Origin of the sequence: Streptomyces clavifer (assembly GCF_036345975.1) — a bacterium.
Lineage (GTDB): Bacteria > Actinomycetota > Actinomycetes > Streptomycetales > Streptomycetaceae > Streptomyces > Streptomyces clavifer.
Genome location: NZ_CP107793.1, coordinates 492,666 through 508,340, shown reverse-complemented (window position 1 = coordinate 508,340; position 15,675 = coordinate 492,666). Strand labels below are relative to the sequence as shown.

Below are 15,675 nucleotides of genomic sequence, written 5' to 3'. Positions count from 1 at the left end.
CCGGCCTGTCCCGATGTGGCCGGTGGTGGGGGAGCGAATTTTCTATCGTTGAAAATTCTGCGTGCACGACCGTTGTCAGGTGTTTGGGGCTGTGGCTCAATGTTCGACTATGTGCAGTGCTTCGCGGTTCGGAGCACTTCGGCTTCTTCGACGAGGACGACGCCTTGATACGACAACTAGTCCGCCCCCGCACGCTTTTCAGAACGCTCGCCTGTACGGCGGCGCTGCTGCTTCCCGTCGGGGCCACCCTGGTCCCGGCCGCCGCCGCTGCCCCCGCCGCCGCTCCCGCCGAAGGAGCCGCCAACGCCTCGGCGCCGGTGAAGGAGGACCCGTCCACCGAGGTGCACGGCCTCAAGGGCGAGTACTTCGCCATGTCCGCCCCCGGAGCCCGCGACTTCGCGAAGCTGGGTGCGACGGCGCTCGACCCCGAGATCAACTTCCCCGGTCTGACCGGCGCGTTCGAGTCGGCCACCGGCAGGACCGAGCACACCACCGCTCGCTGGACCGGACAGATCGAGGCTCCCGAGACCGGTGAGTACACCTTCTCCGCCATCGGCGACAACGGCTTCCGGCTCTTCATCGACGACAAGCCCGTCATCGACCACTGGGTGCCGGACTGGGACAAGGAGCAGACCAGCGCGCCGGTCTCCCTGAAGGCCGGTGAACCGCACACGTTCCGGCTGGAGATGTTCCAGGACATCGGCGGGGCGAACATGTTCCTGCGCTGGTCGAGCGCGAAGCTCGCCAAGCAGATCGTGCCCGAGTCCGCGTTCACCCCGCCGGCCGACTACGAGGTCTACCCGGTCGGGCTGAGCGTCGCCGAGAACGGCCTGAAGCTGCAGGCGGCCTTCGACCACGAGGTCAGCGGCTTCCAGAACGTGAAGGACCACCTCGTCATCGAGGCGGACACCACGCCGATGCCCGTGAAGTCGGTCGCCAGGGCGCCCGGCAACCGCAAGGCGCTCGTCGTCACCCTGGGCGCAGCCGTCCAGAAGGGCCAGCAGGTCAGGGTCGCGTACGACGGCGAGGGCGGCCTGAAGGCCGGGGACGAGACCGTCCCGGAGATCAGCCGCAGGGCGAAGAACCAGTCCACGCACCGGCTGCTCACCCCGTGGGGCGAGAAGTTCGACCGCAGGAACCCCCTCCCCGAGTACCCCCGCCCGCAGCAGGTGCGCGACGACTGGAAGAACCTCAACGGGCCGTGGGAGTTCGCGGGAGCCACCGCCGGTGAGAAGCCGGTCTTCGGCAAGTCGCTCGACGAGCGCATCACCGTGCCCTACCCCGTCGAGTCCCAGCTCTCCGGACTCGAGCGCCACGAAGACCACATGTTCTACCGCAAGCTCGTCACGGTCCCCAAGAGCTGGTCGGTCGGCAAGCGCGGCGGTGACGAGCGCCTGAAGCTCAACTTCGGCGCCGTCGACTACCAGGCGCGCGTCTGGGTCAACGGCAAGCAGGTCACCGAGCACACCGGCGGCTACACCGCCTTCAGCGCCGACATCACCGATGCCCTCAAGGGCAGCGGCCCGCAGGAGATCGTGGTCGCGGTCACCGACACCACCGGGGCCGACCAGCCCACGGGCAAGCAGTCGGCGAACCCGAGCGGCATCTTCTACACCGCCTCCTCCGGTATCTGGCAGACCGTCTGGATGGAGCCCGTCGCACCCGCCGCGGTCGACTCCCTGACGACCACCCCGGACATCGACAAGGGCCGGCTCGCGCTGAAGGTCAACTCCGAGGGCGCCTCGAAGTCCGCACGGATCACCGCTGTCGCCCGCGACAAGAAGGGCAAGGTCGTCGGCACCGTCAGCGGCGCGGCCAACAGCGAGCTGAGCCTGCCCGTCGCCAAGCAGCACCTGTGGACGCCGGACGACCCGTACCTGTACGACCTGGAGGTCACCCTCAAGGACGGCCGCTCCAAGGACACCGTCGACAGCTACTTCGGTATGCGGTCCTTCGGGATCGCCGAGGTCGGCGGCTACCAGAAGCTGGTGCTCAACGGGAAGCCGTTCTTCTCCCTCGCCGAACTCGACCAGGGCTTCTACCCGGACGGCCTGAACACGGCCCCCAGCGATGCCGCGCTGGTCTTCGACCTGAAGACGCAGAAGGACCTCGGCTTCAACTCCGTCCGCAAGCACATCAAGGTCGAGCCCGCACGGTGGTACTACCATGCCGACAAGCTGGGCCTCCTGGTCTGGCAGGACTTCGTCTCCGGCAACTTCACCGGCGAGAAGGGTCAGAAGGCCTTCCTCGACCAGGGTGCCGAGATGATGCAGCAGCTGCACAACTACCCCTCGATCGGCGCGTGGATCGTCTTCAACGAGGGCTGGGGCGAGTGGGACCGCACCGAGACCGGAAAGATCACCGAGAAGGTCCAGGCCGCCGACCCGTCCCGGGTCGTCAACGCCCACAGCGGTGTCAACTGCTGCAACTCCAAGGGTGACTCCGGCAAGGGCGACATCATCGACCACCACGACTACAACAACACCGATCCGGCCTTCCCGGACCACCGGGCCGCGATCGACGGTGAGCACGGCGGCTTCACCCTGCGGATGCCCGGACACATGTGGCCGGGTGCCCCCACCGCGATCTACAGCGGTGTCGCGGACAAGGACGCGCTGACCGCGAAGTACGTCGAGAACACCCGTACGCACTACCTCGCAGCGGCCGGCGCCGAACTCTCCGGCTCCGTCTACACCCAGGTGACCGACCTGGAGAACGAGCTCAACGGGCTCTGGACGTACGACCGCCGCGAGATCAAGGTCGACCAGGCCAAGGTCCGGAAGATCAACCAGGAGGTCATCGCGGCCGGTGCCGCCGCGGGGGAGCGCGACCTGATCAAGGGCGGCGGCTCCTGGTCCCTCGACGAGAACGAGGGCACCAAGGCCGCCGACAGCGGCCCGAACCACAAGGACCTCACCCTCTCCGACGGGACGTCCTGGGCGCCCGGAGTGCAGGGATCCGCACTGAAGTTCGACGGTGAGGGCCAGTACGCGGAGACCGCCGGCCCGGTCGTCGACACCACCGGTGACTACACGGTGTCGGCCTGGGCGTCGCTCGACGCGCTGCCGGGCAACTACGCCACCGTAGTCAGCCAGGACGGGCGGCGCCAGGAGAACCCGTTCTACCTCCAGTACGGACAGGGCGCGTTCGCCTTCTCCACGCCGGGCGCCCACCGGGCCCGCTTCGAAGTGAAGCCGGAGCTCGGCCGGTGGTACCACGTGGTCGGGGTGCGCAGCGGTGACGAGATCAAGCTGTACGTCGACGGCAGGCCGGTCGCGACCGCGGCGGCCGGGACCGCGGACGTCAGCACCGGTGCGCTGTCCGTGGGCCGCGCCAAGTGGTCGGGCTCCAACACCGACTTCTGGAACGGTTCCGTCGACCAGGTGAAGGTGTACGACAAGGCGCTCACCGACCAGGAGGTGACCGCGCTGCACGACGGCGAACAGCCGTAGGACCGGCGGAGGCCGGCCCGGCAGCGTGATGCTGCCGGGCCGGTCCCGTCCGATGGGTGGTCAGGTCACGGGGCCCAGGGCGCGTCCACCGCCCAGGTCGTGTCCTCGGTGAAGGTGGCCGGGTTGTCCCAGGCGTGACCGCCGCCCGCGGTGGCCAGCCACACCTCGGAGTCGATGTGGCGCAGGTAGCTGCCGGGCAGGTTGGCGCTGGACAGCCGCACCCCGCCCGTACCCGCGACCGCGCACCAGGTGGCATCGGCCTCGAAGAGCGCGGAGCCGTCGTCCGCGTCGCGCCGGACCCGGAAGTCCCGGTGGCGCAGGTACTCGCCGGGATAGTTGCGGGACTCCAGCGAGTAGCAGTTGCTGTTCGCCAGACCGGTGACGACCTTCCAGGTGGCGTCGTTCTTCAGCAGCGCGCCGCTACCGCCGTCGACGACCGCCGTGTGGGCGAGTCCCTGCGCGTGGCGCAGGTACTTGTCCGTGTGGCCGGGCGTGGTGACGCGGAGGGACCTGTACTGCCCGGTGGGCAGGGTGACCGGCGGTGCGGGTGTCCGCGAGGCCTGGATGAGGGCCTGGTTGGCGGCCCTGACCCGGGCGGTGTCCACCTTGACCACCTGCCGGTCGTACGTGAGCAGCCCGTTCGCCTCGTTCTCGACGTCCGTGATCTCGGTGTAGACGGAGGCCGAGAGCCCGGCCGGCAGCTGTCCGACACGGATGGCGTCGAGCAGGCCCACGAAGCGGTTGTTCAGCGCGGTGGTGCTCGCCTGGTCCTCGTAGCTGAATCCGCCGCCCGGGTACCACTCGTGGCCGGGGACCTTGTACCCCAGACCGCCGAACTCGCCGAGGACCGCGGCCCGGGTGGCGGTGGGGGCGGTGTTGCCGGGGCCGACGTAGACGTGGTTGTCGATCACGTCGCCGTTGCCGCCGTCCACGGAACCGCAGCAGTTGACCCCGCTCATGTTGTTGACCAGTCGGGACGGGTCGTAGGCCTTCACCTCGTCGGCGATCCTGGCCTGGTCGTACTGTCCCCAGCCCTCGTTCTGGTTGACCCACATGACCACGGAGGGCGAGCTGCGGTGCTGGTCGATGATCGCGTGGTACTCGGCCTCCCACTGCGTACGGGCGGCGGCGTCCGGCGTCTTGCCGGTGTCCATCGCGGGCATGTCCTGCCAGACGAGGAGCCCCAGCCTGTCCGCCCAGTAGAACCAGCGCTGCGGCTCGACCTTGATGTGCTTGCGCACCATGTTGAAGCCGAGGTCCTTGTGCGCCTGCAGGTCGAACCTGAGGGCGGCGTCGGTCGGCGCGGTGTAGATGCCGTCGGGCCAGTAGCCCTGGTCGAGCGTGCCGGTCTGGAAGACGAACTTGCCGTTGAGGACGGGCCGTAGGATGTTGTCCACCTTCGCGACCGCGATCGACCGCATGCCCGCGTAGCCGCCCACCGAGTCCGCCACGGTCGCACCGTCGAGCAGTTCTGCGCGCACGTCGTACAGGTACGGGTCGTCGGGACTCCACAGCCGGGGGTTCGGAACCGGTACGGAGATCTCCGTGCCGGGTGCCCCGGTCGCCGTCCCCACCACCGTGCCGCCGCTGGAGACCGTGACCCGCGCGCTCCGTCCGCCCGCGGAAGCCGCCTGCACCTTCACCCGCAGGGTGCCGCTGCCCGGATGAGGCGTCATGTCCAGACGGGTGATGTGCGAGGCGGCCACGGGTTCGAGCCAGACGGTCTGCCAGATGCCGGAGGCGGCGGTGTAGAAGATCCCGCCGCCCGGGTGCGGGTCCACGCCGTTGATCCGTTGCTTCCCCACGGCCTGGCCGCCGGTCTGCGTGGGGTCGTAGACGGAGACCACGACGGTGTTCGTGCCGCCGTTCAGCCGGGGCGTGATGTCGTACGAGAACGAGTCGAACCCGCCCTTGTGGACCCCGACCTGGGTGCCGTTGACCCAGACGGTGGTCTGCCAGTCGGAGGCGCCGAAGTGCAGCACCGTACGGCGGCCGGTCCAGTCCGCCGGCACGGTGAAGGTGCGCTTGTACCAGAGCTTGTCGTTCTCGGTGATCTTCCGCTTGATGCCCGAGAGCGCGGACTCGGCGACGAACGGGACGCGGATCTGGTCCGGGAAGGCAGCGGGCTGTCCGGCGTCGCGACCGGTCACCGCGAAGTCCCAGATGCCGTTGAGGTTGGCCCAGTCGGGTCGGGTGAGCTGTGGGCGCGGGTACTCGGGGAGCGGTTTGTCCACCGGCACCTGGCCGGTCCACGGAGTGGTCATGGGGGAGGGTTTCGGCGTCCAGGCGGCGGCCGCCGCCCGGGAGGGCGCCGAGCCGGCCCCCAGCAGAGCGGTGGCGACGAGGGCCGGCAGGGCGATCGCGGAGGCCAGCCTGCGCCACCAGGGCCCGCGGCCCTGGTCACGTGGAGGGTTCATGGGTCCGACTCCTTCACAGAGGGAGAAACTCCCCCGCACCGGGATGGTGCGGGGGAGCGGTGCGTCAGCTGCGTCAGGAACGCCCGTCAGAGCAGCTGCCAGAGGTGGTCGTCGGTGCCGTTGTCGGTGAACTGGACGGCGTGGGCGCTGTCGGCGGTGGACATCCCGTCCACGCCGAGGACCTTGTCGGAGTGGCGGTTGAGGATGCGGTACCAGCGGTCGGCGAGCCACGGCGCGCCCCGGGGGGCCGCGGCGGGGAACGAGGTGATGCGGAGCCGGGCGGCGCCCATCGGGACGAGCGTGACCTCCTCCACCGGCTCTTCGCTGCGCGCCGGACTCTCCTGCAGCGGCGCCACCACGTGTTCGTCGTCCGCCGTCCACTCGGGGATACGGCGGGCCCGGGCGGTCATGGTCAGCGGGGTGCCGTCCAGGGTGAAGGGATCGTCACCGGGCGCCCGCCCGGTGGAGCGCGTGCGCAGGGAGGAGGCCGGCTTCTCCGTGTCGAGGACGAGTCCGTAGTTCCACGGACCGGTGGCGTGGACCTCGTACTCCGGGAACTGCTCGGTGCCACCGGTGCGCCGGTACTCCTCGCCTATCCGGAGCGAGTACGTGAGCGGTCCCCGGTCGACGCTCACCGCGCCGTGGTTGGCCGCCCAGGTGCGGACCGTGGTGCGCTGCGGGAAACGCAGGGTGACCCTGTCGCCGTTCACCCAGGTGCGGTCGATACGGGTGAAGGCGGGGCCCGCGGGTGCGGCGACCCGGCGGCCGCCGACCTCGATCACCGGCGCTGCGCACCAGGCCGGGATCCGGAGTACCAGGGGGAAGCGCAGCGGCTTCGGCGACGTCAGGGACAGCGAGACCGTGTCCGTGAACGGGTAGCCGGTCTCCTCCGTGAAGGTGACCTCGGTACCGTCCGCGACCTTCGCGGTCACCTCGCAGGCGGCGTACATCGCGGCGGCCAGTCCGCCGTCCGGGGTGGCGAGCCACAGTTCCTCGACGAAGTACGGCCAGCCCATCCCGTAGTTGTGCGGGCAGCAGCGGTACTGGTCGACGCCAGGCAGGTAGGCCTGCATGGCGAACGGGTTCTGGAACTGGCGGCCGCTCTTGGGTTCGTTGTCCAGGTCGACGCTGTTGGCGCTGGTGATGTAGTGCACCGCCCTGCCCGACGGGTCCAGCGAGGCCGGCAGCGAGTTGAAGGCCAGTTCCTCGCAGCGGTCCGCCCACAGCGGGTCCCCGGTGATCCGGGTGAGGAGCTGGTGGCTCGCCATGAACTCCACGATTCCGCAGGTCTCGAAGCCCTGCCGTGGGTCGCCGTGCCCGGGGCGGGTGTTCTCGTCGCCCGCGAAGCCGCCGCCGGGGAACTGCCCGTACTGGTCCATGGCCCTGCCGTACGTGTTGTACGTGTCCCGGGTGTCCTGCGGGGAGCCGCTGCGCAGGGCGTACTGGGCGGGTTCGCGGAAGCCCTGCGCGATGTTGACGTTGTGCGGGTCGACCAGATTGTCCCCCCAGTCGGCTCCGTACCGGTGGATCTTGTCCGCGAGGTCGAGCAGGAAGGTGTCGCCGGTGCGGTTGAACAGCCAGAAGACGCTGTCGAGGCCGTCGCCCCAGCGCAGTGCTATCCAGCTGGTGTCGAAGGCGCCGGGTCCCTGGGCGTACATGTAGCGGAAGAACCTGCTGAGGAAGGGGATGATCCGGTTGTCGCCGCTGTACTCCTGCCAGGAGCGCAGTGCCTGGATCAGGGGGAGGAAGGGCCAGAAGTCCGGGCCGCCGCCGAGCGAGGTCCGCAGGGACCTCGGGCCGAAGAAGCCGTCGGACTGCTGGGTCGCGAGAATCGCGTCGATCCAGCGGCGGGAGGCCGCCGGCGCGGTCGCGTCGCCGGTGACGATCGCCAGGTCGGCGTAGCCGCGCAGCCAGTACGGGACTTCCTCCCACCCTCCACGGTCGGGGCGGACCCATCCGGACGTGCCGAAGTCGAGGAAGTGGGATAACTCCTCGTACCGGCCGCAGAGCCCGTCCAGCTGGAGCCGGAGCTGTCCGGCGAGCCAGCCGCGTGCGGTGATCCGCCCGGGCGGCAGCTTCAGAAAGGCCGTCGGGTGCAGGGGAGCCGCGTTGGGGGAGTAGTGGCCACCGCGCGCGGCTGCCGACCTGCCGCCGGCGGCGGTCGCGGTGGTGGCCCAGCGCCCGGTCGTGGCGGTCGTGGCGACGGTGGCCAGGGCGCCGGTCAGGACGTGTCTGCGGTTCAGGGGCATCGTCGGGACTCCGCTTCTGCTCTGCCAGACAGGGATGCGACCGGCCCGGACGCGCTCCGGCGCATGGCGAAGACGGCCGTCGCGTACGGGGAGGCGGGCGCGACAGCATGCTTGCAACGTTGGAAAAATTGATGTCGGCGGTATGACAGCACGCCGTCCAGCCGGTGTCCAGAGGTCGCGCACCAGCTGGTGCCATCCGGTCCCGGCCGAGGGGTGCGAGGGGCGGGGACCCCTGGCGACACATTTTGGAAACGCATCGACAACCTCTTGCCGCCTGCGCCACCGCGCCTATATAACGTTGTAAACCGAGCCGCCGAGAGGCCGCACAGGCTCTCACGACCACGGTTTGCGCAGCTCGCAGCGGGGTCGTGAGGAATGCGGCGCCCTCTTCCACCGAGCGGTGGATCATCGTCCAGCCATGCCCGACCGCACGCCGAACGGCGTGCCGTCATCCCGCCAAGGAGCGTCCCGCGCATGATGACCCAGCGTCGATCCCGTACCCTCGCCGCGGCCTGCCTGCTGGCCGCCACCGCCACGCTGGCCGTTTCCGGCTGCTCCAAGTCGGAGACCACGAGCAACGCCGGCGGTGACAGCAGCCAGGGTGCCCAGGCGGCCAAGACCCCCGAAGCCAGTTCCGGCGCCGGCTGTTCGCTGGAGACCTACGGCGCGCCGAAACTGGACCTGAAGAACGCGGTGGTCGGCTTCTCCCAGTCGGAGAAGGAGGCCAACCCGTTCCGTATCGCCGAGACCCAGTCCATCAAGGACGAGGCCAAGAAGATCGGCGTCAAGAAGCTCCTCACCACCAACGCGCAGTCGCAGCTCTCCAAGCAGATCAGCGACATCCAGGACATGCTGTCCCAGGGCGCCCAGTTCCTCATCATCGCCCCGCTGAACTCCGACGGTCTCGAGCCGGCGCTCAAGGCCGCGGCGGCCAAGAAGGTCCCGGTCCTCACCATCGACCGCAAGGTCAACTCCACCGCCTGCAAGGACTACGTGGCGTTCCTCGGCTCCGACTTCGTCGAGCAGGGCAAACGGGCCGCCGACGCGATGATCAAGGCGACCGGCGGCAAGGGCAAGGTCGCCATCCTCCTCGGCGCCTCCGGCAACAACGTGACCACCGACCGCACCAAGGGCTTCGTCGACCAGATCAAGGCCGAGGCACCCGGCATCGAGATCGTGGCCCAGCAGACCGGCGAGTTCGCCCGCGACAAGGGCCAGCAGGTCATGGAGCAGCTCATCCAGTCCAAGCCCGAGATCACCGCCGTCTACGCGGAGAACGACGAGATGGGCCTCGGCGCCGTCACCGCGCTCAAGGCGGCCGGCAAGAAGCCCGGCAAGGACGTCAAGATCGTCTCCGTCGACGGCACTCGCAACGCCGTGCAGGCCCTGGTCAACGGCGAGTACAACGCCGTCATCGAGTCCAACCCGCGCTTCGGCCCGCTGGCCTTCGCGACCGCCCAGAAGTTCTACGGCGGCGAGGAGATCCCCGAGAACGTGATCATCACCGACCGCGCGTACGACGAGACCAACGCCGAGGCGTCGCTCGGCGGGGCGTACTGACCCCACCCGATCCCCACGGCCCCGGCCGCCGCGGCACTCGCAGGAGGCCACGGCGGCCCCGGGCCCGCCCCCTCGGAACAGCGGAAGGCCACGACCACCCATGGCACCACCCGAAGCAGTACCTCAGGCACCGGAGGCGGCCGCGTCCACGGCGTCCCCCGTGCTCGAAGCCCGCTCGGTGAGCAAACGGTTCCCGGGCGTCGTCGCCCTGGACGACGTCTCCTTCTCCCTGCGCGCGGGGGAGACGCACGCGCTGGTCGGCGAGAACGGCGCCGGCAAGTCCACCCTCATCAAGGTGCTCACCGGGGTGTACCGGCCCGACGGGGGAGACCTGCGGATGGCGGGCCGACCCGTCCGGTTCGCCCGGCCGTTCGAGGCACAGCAGGCCGGGATCTCCACGATCTACCAGGAGGTCAACCTCGTCCCGCTGATGAGCGTGGCGCGCAACATCTTCCTCGGCCGCGAGCCCCGGAACCGCTTCGGCCTCATCGACTTCGCCCGCATGCACCGGGAGACGACGGAACTGCTGGACGGCTTCGGCGTGCGCGTCGACCCCCGCCGCCCCCTGCACACCCTCGGCATCGGCACCCAGCAGATGGTCGCCCTGGCCCGGGCCGTCTCGGTCAACGCCCAGGTCGTCATCATGGACGAGCCGACCTCCTCGCTCGAACCGCGCGAGGTGGAGACCCTCTTCCGGGTCATCGAGAACCTCCGCGGCCAGGGCATCGCCGTGCTCTACGTCAGCCACCGCATGGACGAGCTCTACCGGATCTGCGACCGCGTCACCGTGCTCCGCGACGGCCGGCACATCCACACCGGGGACCTCGCCGACCTCGACCGGATGCAGCTCGTCTCGATGATGCTCGGCCGCGACATGGCCGAGGTCCGCCGCTCCGGCGTCACCAGCTTCGCCGCGGAGGGGCACGAGGCGGCTCGCACCCCGGTGCTCACCGCGACCGGCCTCTCCAGCCGCCACCACCTCCACGACGTGTCCCTGTCCCTGTACGCCGGCGAAGTGCTCGGCCTCGGCGGACTCCTCGGCTCCGGCCGCAGCGAGACGGCGAAGGCCCTGTCCGGAGCCCTGCACCTGGACGCGGGCGAACTCACCGTCGACGGCACCGCCCTGAACCGCCTCACCCCGGCCGCCGCCATCCGCGCCGGGATCAGCCTGCTGCCGGAGGACCGCAAGGCCGAGGGGATCGTCCCCGGCCTCTCCGTACGCGAGAACATCGTGCTGGCCGCGATGCCGCGCCTGTCCCGGGCCGGTGTCGTCTCCCGCGCCAAGCAGGACCGGATCGTCGACATCTTCATGAAGCGCCTGCGGATCAAGGCGTCGAGCCCCGAGCAGAAGGTCGGCGAACTCTCCGGCGGCAACCAGCAGAAGGTCCTGCTGGCCCGCTGGCTCTGCCTCGAACCCAAGGTCCTGCTGCTCGACGAACCCACCCGGGGCATCGACGTCGGCGCCAAGGCCGAGGTCCAGAGCCTCATCGACGACCTCGCCCGCGAAGGCCTGGCCGTCCTGCTCATCTCCTCCGACATCGAGGAGCTCATCGAGGGCGCCGACCGGATCGTCGTCCTGCGCGGCGGAGCCGTCGCGGGCGAACTGGCGGGCGACGACGTGGCCGAGGACCGGCTGCTCGAAGTGCTCGCCGACCACGCACCGGCGCCGGAGGACAAGGCCCCGGCCGCACAGGAGGACCCCCGATGACCCAGGCCGCCGTCTCCCCGCCCGTAGAACCCGCACAGCCCGCCGAACCCGGGAAACCCGCCAGGTCCACAGGTCCGCTGGCCCGGCTGCGCGACCCGGCCTGGTACCAGGAGTACGGCGTGTACGTCGCCGTGGCGGTGGTGCTGCTCTTCAACGCCCTGTTCACCGACCACTTCATGACCGCCGACAACTTCCGCACCCAGCTCGTCCAGGTCGCCCCCATCGTCATCGTCGCCCTGGGCATGGCTCTGGTCATCGGCACCGAGGGCGTCGACCTGTCCGTCGGCTCGACCATGGCGCTCGCCGCCGCGTTCCTGCCGCTCTACCTCGGATACGGACTGGTACCCGCACTCGTCGTCTCGCTCCTGGCGGGTGCCGTCGTCGGAGCCGTCAACGGCACCCTGGTCTCCCTCATCGGGCTGCAGCCCATCGTGGCCACGCTCGCCCTCTTCGTCGGCGGCCGGGGACTGGCCCTGGTCATGGCCGACGGCCAGCTCAAGCAGATCGTCAACCCCGACCTGCTGTCGCTGGGAACGGGGTCCTTCCTCGGTGTCCCGCTCGTCGTCTGGATCGCCGGGGTGCTGGCCGTCGCCGTCGCCTTCCTGGTGCAGCGCACCACCTTCGGCCGGCAGATCGTCGCCGTCGGCGGCAACCGGTCCGCCGCGGCCCTCGCGGGACTTCCCGTCAAGCGCGTCCTCATCGGCGTCTACGTCCTCTGCGGTGTGCTCGCCGCCCTCGCCGGAGTCCTCGCCACGGCCAGGCTCACCGCGAGCGACCCGTCCTCGCTCGGCACCCTCATGGAACTCTCCGCCATCACGGCGGTCGTCGTCGGCGGCACGCCGCTCAACGGCGGGTCCATCCGGGTGCTCGGCACCGTGGCCGGAGCCCTGCTGATGCAGCTCCTGCGCGCCACGCTCGTCAAGCACGACCTGCCGGACTCCACCGCACAGATCGCCCAGGCGGCCATCATCATCGCCGCCGTCTACGTCGCCCGGGAGCGTCGGTCCCGATGAACGAAACCACACCCGCACCCGCAGCGCCCGCAGCCCCGGCCCCCGCCGTCCCCAGGACGGACACACCGGGCGGCAAGGGGCCCCGCCCCGCAGCCGCCTCCGAGCCGGGGACCAGGGCCCGTGTCGCCGAACTCCTCCAGCGTCAGGGCGTGCTGGCGGTCCTGCTGACCGTCGTGATCGCCGCCTCGTTCATCTATCCGACCTTCGCGTCCCTGGACAACGCCCGCGGCATCACCATCCAGGCGTCCTTCCTCGCCGTGGTCGCACTCGGCATGACGATGGTCATCATCACCGGCGGCATCGACCTGTCGGTCGGATCGGTCTTCGCCCTCGGGGGAGTCCTCGCCGCCTGGGCCTCGCAGTACGGTTTCCTCGCCGCCCTGCTCGTCCCCCTCGTGGCATGCGGCGCGATCGGACTGCTCAACGGCCTCCTGATCGCCCGGGGCAACATGGCCCCCTTCATCGTCACCCTCGCCACCCTGCTCGGCGCGCGCGGCCTGCTGCTCGCCATCACCGACGAGGGCGCCACCACCTACCTGGTGCCCAAGGACTCCGCCTTCGGTGAGCTGGGCCAGGGAAGCGTCTGGGGCTTCGGCTACCCGATCCTCGTCGCGCTGGTGCTCTTCGGCGCCGGCGGACTCGTCCTGCAGCGCACCTCGTTCGGACAGACGCTCTTCGCCGTGGGCGGCAGCAGCGACGCGGCGACCCTGATGGGCCTCCCCGTCGCCCGTACGAAGATCCTCGTCTACACGCTCAGCGGCCTGCTGGCCGGTCTCGCCGGCGCGCTCAACGCGGCCAGGCTCTCCTCCGGCGTCACCATCGTCGGCGTGGGCATGGAGCTCGACGCGATCTCCGCCGTCGTCATCGGCGGCACCCTGCTCATCGGCGGTGCCGGCTCGATCAGCGGCACCCTGTGGGGCGTCCTGCTGCTCGCCGTCATCCAGAACCTGATCAACCAGATCGGCTCGCTCAACAGCTCGTACCAGTCGGTGGTCAGCGGAGGCTTCCTTATCGTTGTCGTGGTGGCCCAGCGCTATCTCGCGCGCAGTCGCAGAAGCACCTGACGACGGACCAGCTGTACCGAACCGAACCATCGAGCCGAGTCGATCCAAGGAGTGCCGTGGGCGTCAGCCTCAAGGACGTTGCGCAACGGGCGGGCGTGTCCATCAAGACCGTGTCGAACGTGGTGAACAACTATCAGCACGTCACACCCGCCATGCGCGCCAAGGTGCAGCAGGCGATCGACGAGCTCGGCTACCGGCCGAACCTCACCGCCCGCCACCTGCGCAAGGGCCGCACCGGCATCATCGCCCTCGCCGTACCCGAATTCGGCAACCCGTACTTCGCGGAGCTCGCCGGAGCCGTCGTCGACGCGGCCGCCCGGCACGACTACACCGTCCTGGTCGACCACACCGCCGGCCTCAGGGAGAACGAGCTCCTGGTCAGCCAGGGATTCCGGTCCCACGTCATCGACGGGCTCATCCTCAGTCCCATCCATCTGGAGACCGAGGACCTGATGGCACGCACCGAGACGGCACCGCTGGTCCTGCTGGGTGAACGCGAGTACGAGGCACCGTACGACCACATCGCCATCGACAACGTGGCGGCGGCCCGCGCCGCCGTGGGCCACCTCATCGGCCTGGGCCACCGCAGGATCGCCTTCCTCGGCTCCCGCACGGGCCGCGAACGCCAGCCCGCCCATCTGCGGCTGCGGGGCTGGCGCGAGGAGCTCGCCGCCGCCGGACTGGAGGCGGACGAGTCCCTGGTCGTGGTCACCGACGGCTACGGACGCGCGGACGGAGCCACCGGCATGGCCGCCCTCCTGGACCGGGGGGAACGGCCCGACGCCGTGTTCGCCTACAACGACCTCATCGCCATCGGGGCGATGAGGACCATCACCGAACGCGGACTGCGGATCCCGGACGACATCGCCGTCGTCGGCTTCGACGACATCGAGGAGAGCAGCTACGGCACCACGACACTCACGACCATCGCCCCGGACAAGGAAGCCATCGCCCGGCTCGCCGTCGACAGCCTGGTCGAGCGGCTGTCGGGGAACCCGGTCGCCGAACCACGGAGGCCGCGCCCCGGCTACCGCCTCATCGTCCGGGAATCCACCGCGTCCGGGCCTGAATCCGTTCTTCCCAAGGACCTCTGATGCCGCGCCCCACCGTGCACCGCACACCGTTCGGCTCCGCCCACGGGACCGAGACCGGCCTGTGGACCCTCGACTCGGGTACGGGAGTCCGTGCCGAGGTCCTCACCTACGGCGCCTCCCTGCACCGCCTGACCGTGCCCGACACCGCGGGCTCCGCCGCCTCGGTCGTCCGCTCGCTCGCCACGATCGACGACTACACGGGGAAGCACCCGTACTTCGGAGCCGTCGTGGGCCGCTACGCCAACCGCATCGCGCACGGCCGCTTCTCCCTGGACGGGGCCACGCACCACATCCCCGCCAACGACCGCGGCCACGCTCTGCACGGCGGCCCCGAAGGCTTCCACACCAAGATCTGGGACGCCACCTCCGACACCACGGACAGCACCGCGTCCGTGCGGCTGACGCTGCACAGCCCCGACGGGGACATGGGGTTCCCCGGAGCGCTGGACGTCTCCGTCACGTACACCCTCGACACCGCGGGCACACTGGCCGTCGACTACGCCTCGGTCACCGACCGCGCCACGGTCGTCAACCTGACCAACCACGCCTACTTCGAGCTGGCCGGCCACGGGGACGTCCTCGGCCACCTGCTGGAGGTCGACGCCGACACCTACCTCCCGGTGGACGGCGACGGCATCCCCGCGGGACCGCCGGTCGCAGTGCGGGGTACTGCGTTCGACCTCACCGCGGCGCGCGTCCTGGGGGAGCGGACGGCGCTCGAGGACGAACAGCTGCGCCTGGCGGGCGGCTTCGACCACTGCTGGGTGCTCCGTGAACCCGCCGGCGCACCGGCGGGGGGACTGCGCCGCGCCGCCCGGCTCACCGCCCCCGACGAGGGCCGCGTCCTGGAGGTGTGGACGACGGAGCCCGGCATCCAGGTCTACACCGCCAACCAGCTCGACGGCTCGTTCACCGACGGCGACGGCCGGTCCCACGACCGCCACGGCGCGGTCTGTCTGGAGACCCAGCACCTACCCGACTCGCCCAACCGGCCCGGCCAGCCCAGCACCGTACTGCGTCCCGGCGAGACGGCGCGAAGCCGTACCGAGCTGCGTTTCCCCCACCTGGAGCGCTGAGGCCCGGCCGCGGGCCCGTGTTCCGCTGACTGGCGTGACCGG

8 protein-coding genes and 1 pseudogene are annotated in these 15,675 nt (G+C 70.2%); 7 read left to right on the top strand and 2 right to left on the bottom strand.

All coding sequences use genetic code 11. The features are described 5' to 3' along the window. Window positions 1-116: 116 nt before the first annotated feature. Window positions 117-3,452, top strand: a complete 3,336-nt coding sequence (locus OG927_RS02105) for a LamG-like jellyroll fold domain-containing protein (protein WP_330319588.1) — start codon at window positions 117-119, stop codon at window positions 3,450-3,452. 65 nt (window positions 3,453-3,517) lie between these two features. Here the strand turns inward: OG927_RS02105 and OG927_RS02100 are convergent, their stop codons facing one another. Together OG927_RS02100 and OG927_RS02095 are read right to left on the bottom strand one after the other, a co-directional pair. Then, on the bottom strand, window positions 3,518-5,869 hold the full coding sequence (locus tag OG927_RS02100) for an AbfB domain-containing protein (protein ID WP_330319587.1): 2,352 nt from the start codon (window positions 5,867-5,869) through the stop codon (window positions 3,518-3,520). An 89-nt stretch (window positions 5,870-5,958) separates the two neighbouring features. After that, window positions 5,959-8,118 (bottom strand): annotated as a pseudogene (locus tag OG927_RS02095) (beta-L-arabinofuranosidase domain-containing protein); the annotation flags it as partial. 474 nt (window positions 8,119-8,592) lie between these two features. On the opposite strand from OG927_RS02095, the gene OG927_RS02090 reads away from it, so the two are divergent. From OG927_RS02090 to OG927_RS02065, 6 genes are all read left to right on the top strand, one after another. Continuing rightward, window positions 8,593-9,678: an ABC transporter substrate-binding protein gene (locus tag OG927_RS02090; protein ID WP_209471110.1), complete on the top strand. Its 1,086-nt coding sequence runs from the start codon at window positions 8,593-8,595 to the stop codon at window positions 9,676-9,678. A 100-nt stretch (window positions 9,679-9,778) separates the two neighbouring features. Beyond that, entirely contained in the window at window positions 9,779-11,386 is a 1,608-nt protein-coding gene (locus tag OG927_RS02085; protein WP_056788090.1) for a sugar ABC transporter ATP-binding protein, read from the top strand. After that, window positions 11,383-12,399: an ABC transporter permease gene (locus OG927_RS02080; protein WP_124283215.1), complete on the top strand. Its 1,017-nt coding sequence runs from the start codon at window positions 11,383-11,385 to the stop codon at window positions 12,397-12,399. The genes OG927_RS02085 and OG927_RS02080 overlap by 4 nt, the downstream gene beginning before the upstream one ends. Next, the gene (locus tag OG927_RS02075; RefSeq protein ID WP_056788084.1) at window positions 12,396-13,463 is read left to right on the top strand and encodes an ABC transporter permease; all 1,068 of its coding nucleotides are present in this window, start codon (window positions 12,396-12,398) and stop codon (window positions 13,461-13,463) included. Before OG927_RS02080 ends, OG927_RS02075 begins: the two co-directional genes overlap by 4 nt. 56 nt (window positions 13,464-13,519) lie before the next feature. Next, the gene (locus OG927_RS02070; protein ID WP_056788080.1) at window positions 13,520-14,557 is read left to right on the top strand and encodes a LacI family DNA-binding transcriptional regulator; all 1,038 of its coding nucleotides are present in this window, start codon (window positions 13,520-13,522) and stop codon (window positions 14,555-14,557) included. Then, window positions 14,557-15,633, top strand: a complete 1,077-nt coding sequence (locus OG927_RS02065) for an aldose epimerase family protein (RefSeq protein WP_319099670.1) — start codon at window positions 14,557-14,559, stop codon at window positions 15,631-15,633. The genes OG927_RS02070 and OG927_RS02065 overlap by 1 nt, the downstream gene beginning before the upstream one ends. Window positions 15,634-15,675: the final 42 nt, after the last annotated feature.